Here is a 20,419-nt window from a genome sequence, read left to right on the forward strand (position 1 = left end):
CCGCGGTCGCGACACCCGCTCCGAGTCCCGCGAGGCCCGCTGCAAGCACAGCGCCGGCGAGCAGACGAGTCGAGGTTGTTGCCATAGGTTGGTTCTCCAATCGGGTGAGAGGTGGCCGCTGCGGCGACCCTTACACCCGTCAGTTGCTGTGTCGTCACCTAAATGTTCCCGAGTTTCGACGCCCGACACCCGGCCGACCATCAACGGCCCGCCAACGGAGGTGTGCCGGCGTGAGCAGGCGTCCAATCCGGCCCAGCACTATCTCCTTAAACCCCGCGGGAACTTCGCTGTGGCGTGACGTTGAACTGTCACGCGGAGTCCTGATGATCGCGGTGACACCTAAGCAGCGTTACTTGTCTGCATGTGACTACGCACCAACGAACGAGCCGACGGATAGTCGACCTTTCCGCTGGGCCGCGTCGGGAACCGCCCATACCGTGTCCGCGAGGGCGCTGCGATTGGCAGTGCGATTGCTTGCGGATCCGTTGCCACTCTGCCCGGTCCTCGATACCTTCGCTTCCCTCTTTGCTTTCGCCAGCGAAGTTCTTCATCCCACCAGTCCCGAACCAGTCGATCGACAAGATGGCTCTGCGCCCGTCGGACCATTGCGCCGTAAGATCCGAATGCGACGGCTACTTCGTCCCACCTATTTCTGTAGGGAGTCAGTAGGTTCAGCTCCCTGAAGTAGCGAAGCCACGCACGGACGCACCGGCTGGAGTAACCCGTGGCACTCACAAGGCCGAGCACAGATACGTGACCACCCTGCCAGGCTGCGTGGATCCTCTCGGCGATTCCGCCTAAACCTTCTCGCCAGACCCAGATGTCGTGGTGGGCATGGTGGAGTCTCAGGGTGGAGCTGGCAAACGGGGGGCGTGTTTCCCCTTGTGTTGCAGCTGTGTCATGCGCAACATGTGCGAGCTCCCAAGTTGCCGACTCTGTCCCCTGCGCCTCAGCGACTCGTCTGATCCAGCCTTCTGCCTGGAGGCGGTGGAGTGCCCTCGATGCTGTTGCGGCGTGAACGTTAGCGGCTTCGGCTAGCCGGCGAACGTCGATGTTCACGGTCGTTGTGTGCGCCTGAGCGCACACAACGAGGAGGCTGTGCAGGACCCGTTCAGCACTGGCCCACCCCTTCCGTGCCCAAGTTGCGGGATCTGAGTTCGCTGCAGCGAAGACAGCCTCAATGTGAGTGCGGACTGGGTCGTCGACGGTGTGGTCGCCTTGCGCTCTTGGCCACGCTGTCTCGGCAGCAGTGCGCAGAGCTTTGTGCCATTGCGTGAGGGCGTGCGCCTCGTTCTGGCGGAGGTCTTCGCGCAAGCGGACGAGTCCAGGCTTGTGCAGATGTTGAAGCACATCAGTCCAGCACCAACCGCTAGCGGCCATCCCGAGCATGATCGACCACGCGTGTGCCGAGCGATCGTCGGCGGCTGTGAGCCGCGTGGCTAGGCGCTCAGCCGTAGTTGTGGATAGTTCGGTTCGCGCGCGATCAACCCGTGTGGCAGGCCCCTGCCCGACCAGCCGTAGGCCGATAGTCGTCGTTCGCTGCGTGGAGTTTTGCCGCGCGGTTGTTGGGAACCTCGCTATCAGCCACTCAGCTAGGTCGGGTGGCGCCGGCCGAGCCTGCATGTCCCTGACGGCGTTGCCCAGTTCCCGTCCGGTCAATAGTGGGCTCGCGTTTCCGCCCGACCGGTGCACAGACCCGGGGATCCGAACTGCGCCCGACACGGGGTTGGTAAGCGGTGAGATGTCGAGGGTTGGAAGGTGTGCGCGCAGCCTACGAGCAAGGTCGGCGACTTTTTCCGCGGGTATCCCTGGGTCAATGACGCGCACCCAGATGTGCCGCCCTCCTGAGGGCCCCGACTGCACTTGCAGGTGGCTCACACCCAAGTCGGTTAGGACGCCGGTAAGTACGTTGGCATCCACAGCAACGGCCTCGGGACCGTACGGTCCTGCATCCAGGTCGAATGCGAGCAGCGTGTACCGGGAATGGCGGTCCGCTAGATACGTCGCGATAGGCACCGGTGGCATTCGTTCTGGCCATGGTGCTGATCGGTATCTGTGTTCATTTGTTGCGTCGACACGCACTGTGGAGCGGGGCGACCACTGCCTCCATTCACTCAGCATGTCCACCCACTAGTGGGTGAGTGCTGCGGACGAATGCAGTCGATTCCCCGCGTGTGGTTGTGCGACACGCGGAGCACAGGGATTGCGGGCACTCCGAGAGGGCGCACGCTACCCTGAGATCTGTCCGGCAAGACAGTCCCTTCGGGGATGGGCGAGAGCCCGTGAGACCGAGCTGGTAACTCAGTCTCGAAACTTCAGATCAAGGACCCTCCGACTGGTAATCGGGGGGTCCTTGTGTTGGACCTCGCGCGTTATTCAGATGTCAGCGTTCGGAAGGTTCGGAGGCTCCCTTCTGGGTTGGCGATGCTAGGCGCGCAGCACGAAGCTGGCGCAGGGTAGGAAAGATCTGGTTCGCGCCGAAGGCGCGGCGCCGGCGTTGATCGACCCTCGTCGGTAGTAGGGACCGACCGTGGCGCTGGGCTGAAGAACTGCGCAAGCTCGAGCACGATCTTCCGCAGGGACGATCGAGCCGCGGTGCAGTGGCCACGCTAGGACCGGCGCTACCTGCGCGTCCTGCAGTCATCACACCCCCTTGCTGGCTCGAATCACATCGGTGTAATTGTATGAGCGCCATTTCCGCGCGATTTTATGTTGGTGTTGGACGGCGGGTCAGGGGACATCAAGTAGGGCGGTTCTCTCATCTCCGCAGGTCATGGGCGTTGTTCGGCTGTATTTTCGCGCGAATTTATGCCACACTGGGTGGATGGATCGGTCCGCTGACGGCCGGCGTGGGCGCCTTGGCGCACCCACGCCAGTTCCGGCAGCTATCGAGAACCGGTCGACCAAAGCTCCGGTAGTGACGGCGTACTGCGCTGACCCGCAGTGCCGAAAGGAGTTTCGTAGGACCGCGGGTCGTGGTCGGCCTCGGATCTATTGCTCGGATGCCTGCCGGCGCTCCGCCGAGAACGCCGCTCGACGAATTTCCGCGCAACTTCAGCATCATCGCGAGATGGCGCAGATGCTCGAACGCGACCTTGCGGCGTTCGATTCGTCCGCGTCACCCAAGTCCGCCGCGGAGCCCTCGTCAGTGGCTGGCTTAGACACAGCCGTTGCCCGCGCGGAAGGTGTGCTCTTGGGGCTTTCAGACGGGAGTGTTCTGGCAAGCGAGTTCACTCGCTTGCTGGACGCAGTTCGTGCTGCGCAGCCCTCGCAGCAGCAACATCGAGCGGGCTAACCGGCAGGCAATCGACAAGCCGTCGGCCTGTCGGTAGAAGCGGTACCGACTGAGGCACAGGCGCGCCTCAAGCGGGCCATCAGCAGTAGTTCGTTGATGGGTCTGAAAGATCTACTCCGCCGCGGTTCTCCGCTCCCCCACCGGCCAGCGGTGCCGGTCGAGAGCCAGCGCGTGACTACGATTATCGGATCACGACAACATTTGAGCACCGTGACCTGCGCAAATCGAAGCTGCCTCCCAGTTTCCCGCAGAACGACGAAACTGAGTTGTCCTATCCCCTAGGGCCAAAATGGGTGGCAGCTCGTCACGGTGCGATCTGGAGCCGTTTACGTAAGTCTGTCGGTCTCAGCGCGATTGCCAGGACTCCTGTCAGCCGCACTAAGCGTTCATTCTTGATCCTCAGCCCCAACGGGTCGTCGATACACGATGGCCCACCTTCAGAGTCGAACATTCTCCCGCCGGCCCATACCGCCGACCCATACGGGTGTCATCCGGTTGGTGACGACGTCGGATCAGTTCTCGGAACCCCACCGCAGCCATAACTCAGGGAGTCTCCCGAAGTGCCGAGAGCTTTGTGGCATTGGGCCTAGCGGCGGAACTCGAGGGGCCGGCGGCGACACCGGTGCCCCCGGGGGAGTGAGACGACTCGGTGATCTACGTAGAGCACGGATTGTAGGTGCCCGCCTGAGCTGCCGCATGTAGTTGTGGCACTGGTTCCCCGGTCAGCCATCAGGTCGTCCTAAGTCAGCCCGGTTCAGTTGTGGACCCACAAGAGCGGCCGATGTCTGTGTCGTGACCCAACAATGTGGTCCGCCCGGCCATTCCAAAGACTTCGAGGGCCGCTGTTACATGTTGGCGGATGGCTGCGTCGAGGTAGACGAGCGATCGAGCAAGGCGGATGCCATCCCCCGGTCATCATTGGTGGGACGAAACTCGTCGTGAACGAGCTGCGCTGTGGTCTCATGTCTTTATGGCTCTGTGCACCCGTGTCGCGAACGGTCAAAACCCGTCCCACCGGGTCAGGTCACGCAGACGCGCAAGTCTGCGCGGGGACCGCTTCGTTGAGCTGTCGGCTCACAAGCCACTTGGCCGACAGCCGTGCTGTGTGGCTATGTCACCCGGCGCCTTGGTCTTTCACGGGTCTAGTCGAGAGCGCGAATCTCTCCCGGGTGCAGACACGATGCTTCTGTTCGTCCCTGGGTATCGTATCCGCGATCCTGGTCTCCGACTTTCGTTCCCCGCACACGTGGCTACCGACCGCGTCGATGGCGACTGCCGTGCGCACAAACGGCCTGTTCAGCTCGTAATAATGCACGCATTACTTCACGCTGCACTGCGCGCAGTCACGCGCTCAGTGCAGTTGACGAGACCGTCTAGGTGAATCGCGACAACACTGTGGTCACGGAGCTACGCGCTACGCCAAGCAATGGGCCTCATAGCACGAACTACAACACTCGAGACAGTGCACCCTCGATGGTGGCCGCCCGGATCTTCTGCGTTAATGGGCGCCACCAGTCAGACCACACGCCAGCAAATACGTTCCTACGTGTACCGGTCCGTACCCTGCACTGTTCGGCGCGCCATACATACAGCGTGAAGTGCCGCACCGATGTACGGGATGGGCCTCAGCGTCCTTACCCCCATACGCTGCGGAGCAGTAAGACACGTACCCACTCAACTGCGAGACACCATGTCGCACTCAGTACACGGTGCTGTGAAGTGCTACGTACTGGGCTGCTTGCGGACGCTGGCAAGGCGCTCTATGCGGCACAGAGCACTCATGTCCGCATGCATCGCCATATCTTGTCCCACGTCGCAAGCGTTGTGTGTCAAGATGTTTCACCATCTACCAGCTCCGCTGATGCGGTGCATGTAGATCGATGTACATACCAAACTACTGAACACATACATGGCAGCTCTGTCCAAGCAGTTATGTCTATACGTAACGCAGGACGTAGATGTTGCCCGCCGACCAGCGACATCGTCGTTGTTAACGCCTCGATCATTGCCACGCTCAAGTGAGTATCTGCGGCGTCGCGCACGGGAGACCTCGCGGTAGAACGCCAAGTCGTCCGTAGCGTGTCGTACACCGCGCGAACCGATGTGCGCTGTTATCCTCTGCGCATAGCGGACCCCAATGCGCCCGGGAGGCACTGCCTTCCTGCGGTCCATGCGCACCACCCCATTGGAGGACTCAGTGCAACACCTATCTCAACCCGCACTAGCTCGGGTTGTCACGATCGCAAACGGCAAGGGTGGCGTCGGTAAGACGTCAACGGCGACAAATGTCGCTGGTTTGGCCGCTGCCGCCGGTTGGCACGTCCTGTTCATTGAGCTCGATCCGCAGGGCAACGCGGGACGCGACCTCGGCTACGAGATGGATGGGTCAGGCGACTCCGGACAACAGATCTTCGACGCGATCATGCAGGAGAAGCCTCTACGACCCAGTCTTGTCAACTACCGACCCAACTTGGACGTACTTCCAGGTGGGAGCGGACTCGACGATCTTGAAGCGATACTGATCGGTCGTTCTCAGCGTTCGCCAGGTTCACACAGGCAACTCGCAGATGCATTAAGCCCCATCGCAGATGATTACGACCTCATCATCATCGATACCCCACCTACACGACCCCATCTTCTACGGTTAGCGCTGGCTGCAACACGTTGGATCGTCATCCCGACGAAACCGGACGACTCGAGCATCGACGGCCTGCAAAAACTCGCTGACGAACTGGTTAGTGCCAGATCAACAAACCCCGACATCGAGGTCCTGGGCGCCGTGCTTTTCGGTATCGAGGCCGCTGCGAAAGCCATTCGTAGAGAGGCGCGGGCCAAGCTAGACGCAGCGCTCGGAGGAGTGGCCCCGCTGTTCAATTCTGTTGTGCGCCATAGCACCATGACCTCGGTTCAGGTACGGGAGAAGGGCTTGCTTGCCCACGAGCTGGCCGAGCAAGTCGACAACGCCGAGCCGTACTGGAAGGCCCTCAAGGAAGGCAGGCGGCCCGACCGTGTGCCAGGCACCGCGCCGTCTCTCGCAGAAGACTACGTCCTCCTCGCCCAAGAGATCCTCCAGGAGATCGACCGACGCGAGACCGAACAAGATTCCTCCGCGGAGCCGGCACACGAAGGAGCATCTGCCTGATGACCACCGATCGCAAGCCTGTCACCGGTCTCGCGAGGACCGGTAGCGTCCCGGGGCCGCCGCCCCGTAGACCAACCGCTCCTACAGCGGCACCGGCGGCGACCCCAGCAGTACCCGACGGCCCAGCGCTACCGCACAATCGACCGCAACCGGCAGCGTCCACTCGGCCTGTCTCGCGAGGTGCCCGACGCCCGAAACGCGTCGAAACCCGCCCAGACGAGATGCTGGTGTCAGTCACCCTGTCGCTTCCCACGCCACTCTGCACAGCCACCAAGGCACACAACAAACAGAACGAAACAACCATTGCCGGGACATTGATGGACGCGATTGTCGCCAATCACGACCGCTTGCCGGCGTTAGTAGAGAAGCTCAAACGCCAGCACCACGACGATGGGCTGTTCGTACGAATCGAAGCCAGACCAGACGAAGAGCGATCTTCGCTGACGTTCCGGATGCTTGGTCGCAACCTGACTGTCATCGATCGCTTAGTTGTCGAAGTTGGTGCCGAGAATCGCTCGCAGCTGTGCAGGGCGGCTCTAGAAGCCCACCTCCAGTCTCAGTCGGTGGATTCGGAGTAAGCCGGTACACCCAATCCTCGGACGGTTCATCCCTGCCGGCTGGCGGTTCGCAGGCACGAGCTGCACACCCAAACCCGCGGCGTCCCTGCAGTCACGCGGGGGAGGGGTGATGGGTCCGCGCGACCAAACGCAGTTCGATAGGTGAGGGTCGCCGAAGGGCGTCTGATATCTGGGTACGTATCAGAACGAAGCAACGGGCACGCAGGGAATTGCCAGTCCATACCGTTGCGGGCCAGCCTGGGACTCACCCGCTTCGACGGACGCGCAGAGTGCACGCCCTTTATTTTGGTCTAATATCGGTGTAACGTCGGTTTGCCACCACCAATGGCGTCTTGTGGCGCGGCGCGATGTCCAATGACTGCGCAGCCTAAAGACTGGTCTTGCCGGATCGTGCTCGCGGGTCGGGTTGGAGGTTGCAGTAGACCAACCCGGCCCGCTGGGCCACCGCACCTAGCAACACCTGAGGAGAACTCCAAGTTTGTGTCAGTCAGCTTGCTCTGACTGACTCGCTACGAACTCAGCGAACCGCGCTTCGTATCGCCGAACCTGAGGCATTGACACCGGGTAGCCGGCTAGCCACCTCAAGTAGTTGAGGTCATCGCTGTCAGAGGTGGACTCGCCTTCCGGTGGTGGCATGCGTAGATGATCGTCAAGAACAAGGATTAGATCAGCGAGAGTGTCATCACGACGCGCTATTTCTGCTTGCCTGATTATCCACGCTCGGGTCAACCTGTCGGTCGCATGACGAAGATTCGCAACCACAACGCGCTGGTCCTCGTCGAGCGAAGGCGACAGGTCATCGACTGCGCGCACCTTCCGAGCGAGTTCGGCCAGCGCGTCGGTTCGAATGAACACGCCGTAAGCAGAGGGCGTCAGAGGACGTGTGGGGCGAGAAGAGACCGGATCATTCGTACCCGGGGCCAGATCGGTCGTGGGTTCGTCCTGCAGAGGTACCGGGTCACCTCCCTCGAAAGCGCGCGCGGCGCTTCCGGGGGACCACCGCAGCGGAGCGTCCAGCTTGGTCAACGTGACGAACCTCGGCTTGGCCATTAAACCTTGCTCAAGGCGTCGCATAGTCGGGTCACTCGGCCCGCCGGCGAGACTTACATCGGCTTGCGACATTCCCAGTTCCTGCCGGCGCCGTTGCACGAGGCGCCCAAAGCGCAAAGCATCGGCCACACCCGCACTCTAGGCGCTATAGACCGTTCCGGGGCGTGCCCCCTACGGTATGCCACCAATGATCGTCTAACTTCGGTTTTCAATCGGTCTACTGTCGGGTTATAGTTGGTATCGACGCTCGATATTTGATCGGTTACTGCACGGTTTAAGTTGCCGATTGAGCGGCTTTGGCACCTGGCGAGACCCATGTACACCACGTAGGCACAGGGTCTCTGTCTCGAAGTTTGACCCCGGCCGGACGCTGCAAAGTTTGGCGACTCGAACGGCGTCCGGACCGGGTGATTACCAGCTCGATGCGGTAAGTGCGGGCATCGAGGCGGGCGTTGCTCAGTGTACCTGCGGGTATGCGCTGACAACGGTCGTCTGGGTGGGCTGCTCCTACAGCTTCGAGGAAACCCTTGGAGTGAAGGAACTCGCATGACGAACCTTCTTGAGCCCGATCCTCGTGGGCCAGATTGGTCTGGGCGTGTCGCTGTCGACTTTCGATCGATGGCACAGGTCCCAGGCTCCGGAGAGGGACGGTCAGATTGCCGTCGAACAGTCCCTCTCCGGAGTGGTGGTTGGCGACTACGCGCGAGCGCGATTGATTTGCCGTCGAACGGCTCACGCGTGGTCACCCGAGGAGACAGCTCCCTGTCTGTCGATGGGGGGCTGTCCCGGTGACCAGTGTAGAGATGCATCGTCCTGTCCAGAGGGGTGGACAGGAGTCGCGACATTCGATCTGGGCGACGACCTTGGCAGTCATGGCGACGGCCGTCATCGCCCTGGCCAATGTCGGGGTCGGGAACGTGTCTGCCGCGCCGGCGCAGCCGGGGGGCTGCCCTGGTCTGATGGTGTATGCGGTGCAGGGCACCGGCCAGTCGTCGCCAGACGCCGATCCGTCGAAGGATGCGGGCTTCCTGTCTCAGGTACTTCATCCGGCGATCACGGCCGCCCGCGGTGATATGGACCGTGCGTATGTGCCGTATGACGCCGGCTTCGGTGGTGCTGTAGCGGGCGGCAAGGTCCCGTACGAGCAGTCCGTTCAGGGCGCGGTCGCCAAGACACTGTCCTGGATCAAGGACAAAGCCGCCGCGTGCCCGGCCACGAAGTTCGGTCTGGTCGGCTACTCCCAGGGCGCTCACGTCACGCGGATCGTGTTGAACGACATCGTCGGTGGCAAAGCAGCGATCGGCGCCGACAAGCTGGCTCTGCTGGCCAATCTCGGCGATCCCGGCCGACCTGAGGGTGCACCGTTGTTCCCCGGTAAGCCGGGGCAAACTTCTCCTGACCCGGTGCCGGGGACCAGCGGCGCGAATGTATCCAAGGTCGTGGCGGTGTCGACGACCAACGCGCCGGGTGGCGGTATCGCTCCGGTCGGCGATGTCGAGGACACGTCGTATGAGGCCATCGCGGGGCGCTATCTGTCCGCGTGCACGCCTGGCGATCTCGCCTGCGATGCCCCGGCGAATGCTCCGCTGGCGCGGTTGGTCACCAACATCGCGGGTCAGTCGGAACTCAACCCGGACGATCCGATCGGGTCGTTGTCGACGATCGCCGAAGCGCTGGCATTGACCGCAGTGAAGACCGCGGTGCCGGTGGTCAATGAGGATGTCCAGGCGTCGGAGAACAACCTCGAATCGTTGAGTTACCTACCGCGCCAGACGCTGTCGGAGCGGTTGGCGGTGGCCTCGGACCCTCGTACGCCATTGCCGAGTGTGCAGGACGCGCTGTCGGCGGTGATTAAGGTGGGCACGATCGGGTTCAACGCCGTGAAGACCGTTGTGCAGACGGTCGCCACCCCCGGCACCATCGCTGCGATCGCTACGGCGGGTGCTGCGAATCCGCTGGCCATCGTCGGCATTCTGGGCGCGAAGCTGGGCCAGGCCGCGGTCACGCTGGTCCCACCGGCAACCCAGGAACGTCTTGTCTCCGAGGCGTTTACCGCGTTCAAGTCCGAGTTCCAAGCGAACTCCGACCTGTTCAAGGTGTCCTCGCTGTTGAAGTACTGGGATGCGGCCAAGCAGCACGCCTCGTACTCGGAGGTCTCGGCGACACCGACAGGCCAGCCCCCGACGAAGTTGATCGGGGACTGGATTGTGGCGGCCGCACGCGACATCGCCGGCAAGGATGGCGGGTCGTCGAACTCGCCCGATAGCGGCAGCGGCGGCGATGACTTCTCGTGGCTGTTCGGGGAGGGGTCTGCTGGTTCGTCGACACTTCCGTCGTTGACCACGACGTCGTTGCCGCCGAGCGCTGCGGCGTCGGAACCAGCGTATCCGTGGGAGCTCGACACCTCGTCACCATCGGCTCCGTCCGAGACAGTTCCCTCGGGGGCCTCGCCGGTCCCGCAAACCACGCCTCCCGGCGGCGCGTCCGGGTTGCCGCCGTTCCTCAGCGGGGCCTCGCAATGAGTCTGATCGTCCTCTCGGCCAACCCTTCCCGCGTGTGCGGGCGCGGGTTGTGCCGCGCTTGTGGTGGTGGTCGAACCACCACCGCCAGCTAGGCCCTTTCTCTTCCACTTACGCACTCAGCGAATCACTCCGGAAGGAGCGAGTACATGTTCAGTGACAGTGCAATCCGACCCCCGTTCGGGGGACGTGCCTCTCACAACCCGGACTACCCGGGCCGTCCTATCAGCCCGCATGCAGGTGAGCCGGTGTGGTTGAGTCCCGTCGATCTGGTCACGGCAGTCACCGACCCGGCCATCTCGGTGATCCTGACCGATGAGAACGGTTGCGCGTCGACTCGATGGGGGATGGGTAACGGCCACAGCATCACGCGTCTCAAAGAGGCGTACGACGAACGGGCGCGGTGCGTACTGCCCGGTGACCGCGGTTACCGTCTCGACGCGAACAGCGTTGTGCTGGTGGTCGGTTCGAACGGTTCGTTGCCGGAAGAGCTTCTGGTCGGCGCCACCTACCGCGACGTGTTCGACAACACGCTGCACACCATCGACCCGTTCTCGCTGACCGCGGTCCGGCGCGGTGTGTTCGGCGATGAACACCCTCTGCACTGGCACCTCGCCGCCTGCGATCGCTGGACCCGCGCATACCGCCCCGGGGGCGAGGTGAGGTTCGGATGAGTACCGGTTGGCAGAACGATCCGAGTGTGCAGTCCTGGCTGCACACCGCCGAATCTCACCCGGACCAGCCCACCGAGTGGAACGACGAGCCGGCGCCTGCTGAGCAGGACATCACCGCACCCATCGATGACGTCGAACCCCTCGACGACAACCGCTACAGCTACGCCGCCCACGAGGAGCCCCAGGTCGTCGAGTTTGAGGATGTCGAGGACGACCCTTACGTCGAGACTGTTTATCCCACACCGACTGTCGCTCGAAGCACTCCACCTCCGACTCCTCCGGCACGGGGGCAACGTCGGTGGTTGCTGATCGTGGGCGCCTCGGTGGGCGTGATCGTCGTTGCGGTGCTGGTGATCGTGTTCTCGATCAAGGCGGTCGTTGGCGGCGGGGGAGGCGACGGCATCACCGATCCGGTCGCCGCGATGGACACCCCGGACCCGTTCTCCGATGCAGTGGAATGCCCCTCGACCACCGAAGGAGCGACCACCACCGGCCGCGACCCGGGTGACCTGACGTCCGGGCCGAACGTGATCAAGGCGTTCAACTACGCCTACTTTCACTGGCGTTCCGGGCCGGCCGCGCGGGCACTGGCCTCATCCACCGTTGAGGGCATCGGCAGCGCGGTCGATCTGCAATCGAGCATCGACACGCTCAATCCCCAAGCGCGGTATTGCCTGTCGATCACCGAGACCGGCGCCAACACCTACCGCACAGAGGTCACGTTGATCCTGCCCGACGGCACCCGCGACCCCGACCCCGATGTCCAGAACATCACCACCACCCAGATCGGCGAACGCACCTACATCGCGTCTGTCACACGAAACAAGAAATAGAAAGGTCACCCCCTCCCATGTACCTCACCTCACCAGCGGTCACGTCTCCGCGGTTCGACACCCCGCCCCGGCGGTCGCGGGCACAACGCCGGCACCGCACCGCCCCACCCGTCACCCCGTTCGTCGGGACAGTGCTCGCCGCGCTGATGGTTTCCGGCTCCTTCGGCGCCACACTCCTGGTCGACAGCCCGGCCGCAGCCTACGAACAGGGCGGCGTCGACCAGGGCGAGACCGACGATGGATTCGAGCAGGGCGGGGTCGGCGGCGGTGGCGACGACGCAACCCCACCGGTCGCACCTCCGCAGCAGACTGCGCCGAGCTACAACTACAACCCCGGTCCGGGCGCAATTCCGGCACCGCCCCGGGAAGCGCCGTATCGGCCCTACTCCGATCCGCAGGCGTACAACCAGCCCAACTACGACACCGTCTACAACCCGGCACCGCCGCGGGCTTACACCTTGCCCCGCCCGGTCGCGCCCGTCAGGCCTATTGCCCCGCCCCCGAAGACGTTGCGCGTGGGCAACTTCCTCGTCGAGGAAGACCAGCTCAAACGTGATGCTCCCTGGCTGACCGACCGTCAGCGGGTCTCGATCAACGAGTGGTCGGCCTATGGCGAAGCGAAGATCGCCCAGGGCCTCATCTCGGTCGGCGTCCCCGAAGACGAAGCGTCCCGCCAGGCCGCGGCCACCATCATCGGTGTGGCTCTCGGCGGGACCGCGGGTGCGGTCGCCCTCGGCGTGCCCGCCGCGGTGACCGGCGGTGTGGGTGGTGCGCTGATCGGTACCGGCGTGGGCGCGGCCATCGGCTCGGCGATGGTGGTGCCCTTCCCAGGCGCGAACACCGGCCCGGGTGCGGCGATCGGTGCGGCCGCGGGTGCGGCGATCGGTGCGGCGGCCCTGGGTATCCCCGCGGCGATCGTCGGTGGTGTGGCCGGCGGAACGGCCGGTGGACTCCTCGCGCACGCCCTGGGCGCCGGAGATCCGGGTGCGAACCCGCGTCAGCCCGGACTGCCCGGCCAGCCCGACCCGAACCGACGCGCCCCGCAGCCACCGCGCCCGCAACCGGCGCCGCTGCCCAACCCCGGCGCCAACCAGTTCGAGCTGCACCTTCCTGCCGACCAGGCGACCAAGGCTGGTCTACCGGCGGTGCATTACCAGGTCAACGTCGGTGGAGATGTCAACGCCGAGACCACCATTGGTGGCCAGACCTACACCGCGAACTGGACCGCGGAGCAGGCCGACGCCCCCTACAAGGCACTGGGCGGTGCCGCCGATCAGGTGCGCACGACCGTCACCGACGCCGCGGTCGACCTCTCCCGACAGGCAGAGAAGGCCGTCCCGGGTCTCAAGGTCACCTTCCCGCAGCTCACGCCGAAGGGGGCATAACAACGATGGCCGCGAGTGTGGAGAAGGTGTCGGCGCACAACGCCGGAGCGATTCGGGGTGCGTCGATTTTGCCGCCGAGCGCATCGGAGATGTTGGGGCGGCGCACGACCCGGTTACCGGCGCATCTGGTGGCGGCCGTGGGCTGCCACGGCGGTGCTGGTGTATCCACGCTCGCGGCCCAGCTCGACCATGTCGGCGATTCCGGCCAGTTGTGGCCCGGGCGGGCCGACGAGCCACCGTTCGCGGTACTCGTTGCGCGAGAATCGGCGCGCGGCCTGGCCGCGGCGTCGCTGGCCGCCCGCCAGTACGCGACGAACAATGCGCCAGCCCATGTGCAGTTGCTGGGTTTGGTGCTGGTAGCCGGGCGGAAGGGAAAGCCGACCGCCCGGCTCCGGCGCGACCGCGAATTGCTGGTCGGGTCGGGCCTTTTCGCGAACGTGTGGCACATCTCCTGGCACGACTTCCTCGTCGACACCCCGCTCAACGAGCTGCCCTCGACCGGCCCCGATCCCGCGCCGGCGGCGCGGCGGGCCGATCCGCGCACCGTCGTCGCCCCGGACATCGCCGCCGTCGGCCAGGGCCTGCGAGACGCCGCGGTCGCGGTGATGTCGAACGACAACGGCACAACCCCGTAACGGCTCAATTCCACAACCTCCACCTCACGAGAAGGAAGAGATCATGCTCCAGTCCACCCTGGCTACGGCCACAGCCACCACCACCTACGTGGCGTTCAACCCCATCCCGATTCCCGGCCTGTCGGATCGGCTCAACACCTTCGGCGGGTGGGCCACCTTCCTGGCCTACTTCGCCTGCGCGGTGGCGATCGTCGTCGGCGGCGGCTTCATCGCATGGGACAAGATCACCGATCGCGGCGACAGCAAGGGCGTGAAGATCGCGATCGGCGCGATCGTCGGGACGATGGTGATCGCGACGGGCGCCACGATCCTGCAGGCCGCGGGCGGGCAGTGAGCCGTGCGGACCGAAAGCTACAGCGATGAACACCACCATGACAGTGGCCTACGCGAAACTACCCCCCGAGGTGATGAGCAACATCACCCTGATCGGCGGCTGGTTCGTGTTCGTAGCCAACATGCTCGCGCTGCTGCACCTGGTCTTTCTGGGCGCCTCGATCGCCTTCGACAAGGTGCGCGAGCATCCGTTCTCCCAGATCCCCGCGGGGGAGTGGTTCACCAAGATCATCTTCGGGGTGTGGGTGGTCGCGATCGCCGGCAACATCGCGGCGGCGGTGCTGGTATTCGGCTGATCACCACACCGATCACCCTCCTCGGCCTGGTGTGCACGGTGATCGGCCTGCTGGCCGGGTGCGGATCAGAGCCCGACACGGCCACGCCGTCGACGCCGCAACAGATTCCGCTGACCGCGCCGCCCACCGATCTGCGGTGGGTGGAGTTCAACGGGATGCGCCTTCCCCAAGCCGCCGAAGGCCCCCACGAGATGTCCGATGTCATCGCCCCGGGAGGGTTCGACCGCACCCCTCCGGGCGCTGGGCTGGCGGCGGTCAATGCCATCGTGCGTCTGTCGGTCGCGCTCGATGACCAGTGGCCCCAGGTTGTGCGTGAACTCCTCGCACCGGGACAAGCGCGAGATGACTTCATCACCAACCGCATTCAGCTGTCGACCACGTCCGGCGTACCAGCCGGTCAGGCGCCGCAGGTGCAGGGCTGGAAACTGACCGCGTTCACCCCCGACAAGGCATCCGTCGACATCTACACCCGGCTGCCGGACCGCTCGATGACGGTCAATCACACCACGGTCGTGTGGGCACCGGCGTTCGGTGACTGGCGACTGCTGCTGCCCGACGCCGCGGCGGGTGCCTCACCGGTGGACGCGATCTCGGCCACGCCGACCGACATGGTCGCACTGACAGGAGCGTAACCCCATGAGCACCCCCGATCCTCGCGACGACGACCTCGGCCGACTGGCAGCGGTGCACTCACTGCGCCAGTCCGGTGGCTACAAGAGCACCACGCTGGTGCTGTCGCTGCTGGTGTTGACCATGGTCATCGGCGCGGCCGTGCTGGTCGCCATCCGCGGCGATGATGGCGATTCGTCAGCACCGCCGCCACAGGTCACCGCCACGGACACACCGACGTCGCTGCCGCCGCAAACCCCGGTGACCCGGCTGCCCGACGACGCGTTCGGGGTGCCCACCACCGACACCCGCGGCCGCCGGGTGGAAACCCCGACCAACCCGCTCGGCCAGGTCCTCCCACAGACCACCGATCCCGCCGACACCGCTGACCCTGAGGCCGTGCTCCCACCGCCGAAGGGATTGATGTGGCAGCGCGTGTACGGCGCGACCATCCCATTCTCCACCTCCGATGGTCCGACCGCGATCAGCACCGACGGTGTACCCACCGGATTTGCCCACACCCCGCAGGGCGCGGCGCTGGCGGCCTGGCAGATCGGCCAGCGCGCTACCTGGGCACCCGATGACCAGAACGTCGCCCTGCTCGATCGCGCGGCCGTGGTCTCCGAGGCCGCCCGTCCCGAGGCCGACAACCTGCGCACCAACGGCGCGCAGGTCTATGCCGGAAACCCTGAGTTGCCCGCGCAGATCCGGGATGTGCCGGTCGCGGTCCGCGTCACCACATACTCCACCGACTTCGCCCACGTCGAGTTCGCCCAACCTCTCAACCGCGACGACGGCTTCACCGCCATCTCGGTCGGCGTCGACATGGTCTGGCGCGACGGTCAGTGGAAATGGGTGGTCCCCGAACCCGGCAACGAACCGAGCCGACTGCTCATCTCGACCACCGGCGATGGGTGGACCCCATGGTGAACCACCGCAACGACTCTCACCTCCGGGAACCGCGTTCCGGCCGACTGGGGCGTGTGCGCGCTGCCCTGACCGGCCGACGCACCCACGCCGCGGTCGTGGTGGCGCTGATCGCCGCGACAGTGTCCTCGTGGGCCGGTGCGGGCACGGCCGCAGCGAACCCGCTGTGCGACGCCCTGGGACCGTTGACGCGGACCGTCTGCGGCGCCGCGGGCAACGCCGCGAGCAATGTGGCCGGCAGCGTGGTCGGCGGAACATTCGAGAAGATCGTCAACTCGCTACTCGAGGGCTACCAGACCGTTCTGACGTGGGCGATGGCGTGGTGGATCAAACTGCCGAACCCCCAGTTGGACAACAAGTCCTCCCTCATGCAGGAAGTGCACGACCACACCCTGCAAATCCAGATCGTGGGTTTGACGTTCTCGCTGATGTTCTTCGGCCTGCGGATGATGATCGACCGCAAACGCTCCCTGGCCGATGACGCCGAAGAGGGCTTCAAACTGATCTTCCGCTCAGCGATGGCCACCGCCGCGATCCCGCTGGCACTGACCGTGGGCGGCCGCATCGCCGACGGCATCTCCAACTGGCTGGTCAGCGAATCGGTGACCGCCGGCGGCGGCAACGGCGACGTCATCAAGAACTTCCTCAAACTCAACCTGCTGACCAACTCCGCGCTGGGCACCACCGCCATCGGCATCTTCGCCCTCGTTGGATTCCTCGGAGCCTTCTTGCAGTTGGCGTTGCTGGTGGTGCGCGAGGCGATGCTGCTGCTGGTCGTCGCCGCGCTACCGGTGGCCGCCGCATTCTCCGGCACCGGACCCGGCTCGCAGAGCTACCAGCGGCTCGTCGCGTGGTCGGTGGCATTCCTGCTGTTCAAACCCGTGGGCGCGCTGACCTACTTCGTGGCCTTTCGCGCCGGAGCCTCCAAAGACAACGCCCAACAGGTGGTCCTGGGCATGGTGCTGATGATGCTGTGCGCGTTCGTGTTACCCGCGCTCATGCGCCTGATCGCCCCCGCCGTGGCAAGCATGGGCGGCGGCGGATCAGGTGCCGCAGCAGCGGGTGCGGCCATCGGTGCCGGTGTCGCGGCGGGCAAGGTCGCGGCCGCGGCCGCCTCGGGTGGGGCGACCGCCGGGGCCAGCGGCGGCGCGAGCGCGGGCGGGATGTCCTCGATCGCCGGTCGCGGCGGCGGTGGACCCTCGGGCGGTATCTCCACGGCATCGGCACCCTCACCACCACCGCCATCCGGTGGCGGCGGGCCGGGCGCCCAACCCGCCCTCTCCGGTGGCCAGGGCGGCCAGGCCAGCTCCGGCGGCGGGGGAGGAGGCGGCGGTCCCACCTCCGGCCTGGGCGACGCGATGGGATCGGCCGGCGGACTCGCCGGGGCAGCAATGCAAACCGTCAGCGACAGCGTCGAATCCGAGGTCGAAGCCACCACCAGCTCTGACCCGTCCCTGAGCAGTCCACCGCCGATGCGTTCGGGCTGGAACGAACACGCCATGGCGCACTAGCCGCCACCGACCCATCTCTCTCTGACTGTCGAAAGAGGTTGTCATGACCGACAAAGCCGGCACCCGCCGACTGCTGTACCGCCCCGCGGCGGCGTTCCGGTCCTCCGGCGCATTCGGGTTCACCATGTTCTCGACGATGGTGCTGCTCGGGTTCCTGTTCATCGCCGTCGTCGGGCTGATGCTGCCGCTGCCCGGGGTGATCAAGTTCTTCGGGCTGCCGTTCACGCTGGCTGTGCTGTTCGTGCCGCTGGTGGTGTCGCTGCGCGGCCGGTCGGCGTGGGAGCTGGGCATGGGTGCACGGGCGGTGTCGAAGTCGCGCCGTGCCGGTGAGACCCTGGTGCGGTCCGGGCCGTTCACCATGATCCCCGACGGCACCCCACCACCGGGACCGCTGGCCACCGCCGAGACGTTCAACTTCTCACCCGGCGACGGATCGGCACCGTTCGGCCTGATCAAGTTGTCGTCGAGGAACTTCTACACCCTGGTCCTGCGGACCTGGCCCCAGGGCGGGGAGTGGAATGACCAGCCCGTGCGAGACCGCTGGGTCGCCCGCCTCGGCGACATGCTCACCTTCCTCGGGCAATCACCAGACTTCGTGGCCGCCACGGTCACCATGGAAACCCTTCCCGAATCAGGGATGCGGGCCTCCAGCATCGTGCGGTCGCGACTCAAAGACACCGCTCCGGCGCTGGCCCGCAAGATCATCATCGAGGCCACCGAAGCGGTACCGACCGCCGAAGTGCGCCTGGAAGCCAGGATCGGGTTGACCTGGCGCGCGGACACCATGCACCGCAAACGCGACGCCACCGACATGGGCAACGAGTTGGCGCGCCGCCTCGGCCGGATTCGGGACTACTGCCACGCCGCCGGTCTGCGAGTACGGCCGATGCTCGAACGCGAAATCTGCGCCATCGCCCGCCGCAGTTTCTCCCCGGCCGACGAGCTCGACCTCGAAATCGGTCTGATGAGCGGTGAACCGATGCGCCTGCGGTGGGAAGACTGCGGACCGACCTCAGCGTCTGACCAGCATGGCCGCCTGCTTCACGATGCGGCGCAGTCGATGTCGTGGACGATGCGCAACGAACCCGAGGCGCCGTTCGACTCCAATGTGCTCGCCGATCYGCTGTCCCCGAACAGCGACGTACCGCGCAAACGCGTCACCTTCGTCTACCAGCCCTACACCCCGGCCCAAGCCACCACCATCGTCAACAAGGACCACAACGATGCCCGCCAGGCCGTGCGCACCAACGTCGGCAAACTGCCCGAACGCGCACTCGTGCGCCTCGACAGCGCCGAAGGCGCCCGACAGGAACAGGCCCGCGGTGCCGGCGTGACGCGGGTGTCGATGATCGTGACCGCCACCTGCCCCATCGGTGCCGACACCCAGAAGATCGAAACCCTCGTCACCGATCTGGGCCTCTCGGCGGCCACCCCACTCGAACCGACCCGTGACGAACAACTCGTCACCTTCTGCGCCGGACTGGGTTTCGGTGTCGTGCTCTCCGAAGAGAGCACCGTCTCCGACAAGCTCGCCGCCTAAACCCGGGCCAGAAAGGACCACCCCCGCGATGCCGACGCTTCCCGCCCTGACCTCGCTGCTTCAGCGCTCGCGCGCCCGCCTGTCCTCCTCGGCGGCATCCCTGCCCCAGATCAACACCGTCCTGTCGATCACCGAGCACCGCTCGGCCGGCGGCCACGACTACGGTCTGATCCGCGCCCACGCCACCGGCCACTACACGGTGATCCTCACCGCGACCGGCGCGACGCTGCGCGATTGGCAACAACTGTGCGACTACACCCGCATCGACTTCGGCGCCGACGCCTGGGATGTCGTCGCGGTCACCGCCGTCGCCGACACCTTCCCCCGCACCGACATCGCCCACCGGCAGTGGATTGTCCCCGAGGGCCATCACCACCTCGACGTCGCCGACCTCGCCACCGACACCTATCTCGCGGTCACCTTCGTCGCGGCCACCTCGGCAATGAAGACCACCCCCGACGAGATGGCCGTGGAAGTGGGCCGACGCCTGCACACTCTGATCGGGTCCCTGCACGCCGCCGGGCTGGACACCACGCCGCTGACCGCAGCGCAGGTCGCCGCGGTCGGGGTACGGGCCTACCGCGGCGGCCTGGCCGATGACGCCTCGCCCACGTTCGCCGACATCGCACCGGACTCGACACCACACCGGGTGCGGGATGTGTTCTGCCACAACGACCTGCTGTCGGCGACGTGGGTGATCGCCCCGCACGTGCTGGAACCGCCACACGCGATGGGTTCGGTCCTGGCCCAGCTTCTCGAGCGTGATCCGACCACACCGCGCACCCGGCTGGCGATCACCTGGCGGGCGACCTGCATCGCCGACACCATTCACCCCGACGACCCCATTCGGCTCACCTTCGAGCCCGTGCTGCAGCGCTTCGGCGCCACGCTGACGATCACCGAGCCGCGTCCCCGCACGCCGTCGGTGGACGCCCTACGCACCCGGTTGCCGCTGTTCGCCCGCCTCGGCGTGCGCAACGGCTACGACCGCCACGCCGAACTGTTCGCCGCCGGAACCGGGCTGGGGGTGCTGCTGCCCGAACACGGCGACATCACCGACGAAGCCCTGCGCCACCGCCACCGCTAACCGAT

15 protein-coding genes are annotated in these 20,419 nt (G+C 65.3%); 14 read left to right on the forward strand and 1 reads right to left on the reverse strand.

From position 1 onward, the window contains the following. Window positions 1–339 precede the first annotated feature (339 nt). On the reverse strand, window positions 340–2,121 hold the full coding sequence (locus tag A9310_RS26545) for a MarR family transcriptional regulator (protein WP_350339599.1): 1,782 nt from the start codon (window positions 2,119–2,121) through the stop codon (window positions 340–342). Between the two features lie 3,344 nt (window positions 2,122–5,465). On the opposite strand from A9310_RS26545, the gene A9310_RS03165 reads away from it, so the two are divergent. The 14 genes from A9310_RS03165 (at window position 5,466) to A9310_RS03230 (ending at window position 20,414) form a co-directional block, all read left to right on the forward strand. Next, window positions 5,466–6,437 (forward strand): ParA family protein, encoded by a 972-nt coding sequence (locus tag A9310_RS03165; protein ID WP_065629415.1) that lies wholly within the window; start codon window positions 5,466–5,468, stop codon window positions 6,435–6,437. Window positions 6,438–6,664: 227 nt separating this feature from the next. Next, window positions 6,665–7,015, forward strand: a complete 351-nt coding sequence (locus tag A9310_RS03170; RefSeq protein ID WP_139104517.1) for a hypothetical protein — start codon at window positions 6,665–6,667, stop codon at window positions 7,013–7,015. A gap of 1,922 nt (window positions 7,016–8,937) precedes the next feature. After that, window positions 8,938–10,587: a cutinase family protein gene (locus A9310_RS03175; RefSeq protein ID WP_254661157.1), complete on the forward strand. Its 1,650-nt coding sequence runs from the start codon at window positions 8,938–8,940 to the stop codon at window positions 10,585–10,587. A 245-nt stretch (window positions 10,588–10,832) separates the two neighbouring features. After that, window positions 10,833–11,258, forward strand: a complete 426-nt coding sequence (locus tag A9310_RS03180) for a hypothetical protein (RefSeq protein WP_065629352.1) — start codon at window positions 10,833–10,835, stop codon at window positions 11,256–11,258. Further along, window positions 11,255–12,091, forward strand: a complete 837-nt coding sequence (locus tag A9310_RS03185) for a hypothetical protein (protein WP_065629353.1) — start codon at window positions 11,255–11,257, stop codon at window positions 12,089–12,091. Before A9310_RS03180 ends, A9310_RS03185 begins: the two co-directional genes overlap by 4 nt. A 17-nt stretch (window positions 12,092–12,108) precedes the next feature. Next, entirely contained in the window at window positions 12,109–13,476 is a 1,368-nt protein-coding gene (locus A9310_RS03190) for a hypothetical protein (RefSeq protein WP_065629354.1), read from the forward strand. 5 nt (window positions 13,477–13,481) lie between these two features. Beyond that, a complete protein-coding gene (locus A9310_RS03195; RefSeq protein ID WP_065629355.1) occupies window positions 13,482–14,111 on the forward strand; it encodes a hypothetical protein in 630 nt (209 codons plus the stop codon). Window positions 14,112–14,154: 43 nt separating this feature from the next. Next, window positions 14,155–14,445, forward strand: a complete 291-nt coding sequence (locus tag A9310_RS03200; protein ID WP_065629356.1) for a hypothetical protein — start codon at window positions 14,155–14,157, stop codon at window positions 14,443–14,445. Between the two features lie 25 nt (window positions 14,446–14,470). Next, a complete protein-coding gene (locus A9310_RS03205; RefSeq protein WP_011161191.1) occupies window positions 14,471–14,740 on the forward strand; it encodes a hypothetical protein in 270 nt (89 codons plus the stop codon). Continuing rightward, complete coding sequence (locus A9310_RS03210) at window positions 14,686–15,372, forward strand: hypothetical protein (RefSeq protein WP_139104518.1); 687 nt, start codon at window positions 14,686–14,688, stop codon at window positions 15,370–15,372. Before A9310_RS03205 ends, A9310_RS03210 begins: the two co-directional genes overlap by 55 nt. Before the next feature lie 4 nt (window positions 15,373–15,376). After that, window positions 15,377–16,279 (forward strand): hypothetical protein, encoded by a 903-nt coding sequence (locus A9310_RS03215; protein ID WP_065629357.1) that lies wholly within the window; start codon window positions 15,377–15,379, stop codon window positions 16,277–16,279. 53 nt (window positions 16,280–16,332) lie between these two features. Continuing rightward, on the forward strand, window positions 16,333–17,787 hold the full coding sequence (locus A9310_RS03220; protein WP_139104519.1) for a hypothetical protein: 1,455 nt from the start codon (window positions 16,333–16,335) through the stop codon (window positions 17,785–17,787). 43 nt (window positions 17,788–17,830) lie between these two features. After that, the gene (locus A9310_RS03225; protein WP_065629359.1) at window positions 17,831–19,327 is read left to right on the forward strand and encodes an SCO6880 family protein; all 1,497 of its coding nucleotides are present in this window, start codon (window positions 17,831–17,833) and stop codon (window positions 19,325–19,327) included. 28 nt (window positions 19,328–19,355) lie between these two features. Further along, a complete protein-coding gene (locus tag A9310_RS03230; RefSeq protein ID WP_065629360.1) occupies window positions 19,356–20,414 on the forward strand; it encodes a hypothetical protein in 1,059 nt (352 codons plus the stop codon). Window positions 20,415–20,419 lie beyond the last annotated feature (5 nt).

The organism is Gordonia sp. UCD-TK1 (assembly GCF_001691435.1).
Taxonomy (GTDB): domain Bacteria; phylum Actinomycetota; class Actinomycetes; order Mycobacteriales; family Mycobacteriaceae; genus Gordonia; species Gordonia hongkongensis.

Coding starts and splice junctions, on each gene's coding strand:
- A9310_RS26545 (WP_350339599.1), bottom strand. CDS start 2,121: ATGCTGAGTGAATGGAGGCAGTGGTCGCCCCGCTCCACAGTGCGTGTC.
- A9310_RS03165 (WP_065629415.1), top strand. CDS start 5,466: ATGCGCACCACCCCATTGGAGGACTCAGTGCAACACCTATCTCAACCC.
- A9310_RS03175 (WP_254661157.1), top strand. CDS start 8,938: ATGGCGACGGCCGTCATCGCCCTGGCCAATGTCGGGGTCGGGAACGTG.
- A9310_RS03185 (WP_065629353.1), top strand. CDS start 11,255: ATGAGTACCGGTTGGCAGAACGATCCGAGTGTGCAGTCCTGGCTGCAC.
- A9310_RS03190 (WP_065629354.1), top strand. CDS start 12,109: ATGTACCTCACCTCACCAGCGGTCACGTCTCCGCGGTTCGACACCCCG.
- A9310_RS03195 (WP_065629355.1), top strand. CDS start 13,482: ATGGCCGCGAGTGTGGAGAAGGTGTCGGCGCACAACGCCGGAGCGATT.
- A9310_RS03200 (WP_065629356.1), top strand. CDS start 14,155: ATGCTCCAGTCCACCCTGGCTACGGCCACAGCCACCACCACCTACGTG.
- A9310_RS03205 (WP_011161191.1), top strand. CDS start 14,471: ATGAACACCACCATGACAGTGGCCTACGCGAAACTACCCCCCGAGGTG.
- A9310_RS03215 (WP_065629357.1), top strand. CDS start 15,377: ATGAGCACCCCCGATCCTCGCGACGACGACCTCGGCCGACTGGCAGCG.
- A9310_RS03230 (WP_065629360.1), top strand. CDS start 19,356: ATGCCGACGCTTCCCGCCCTGACCTCGCTGCTTCAGCGCTCGCGCGCC.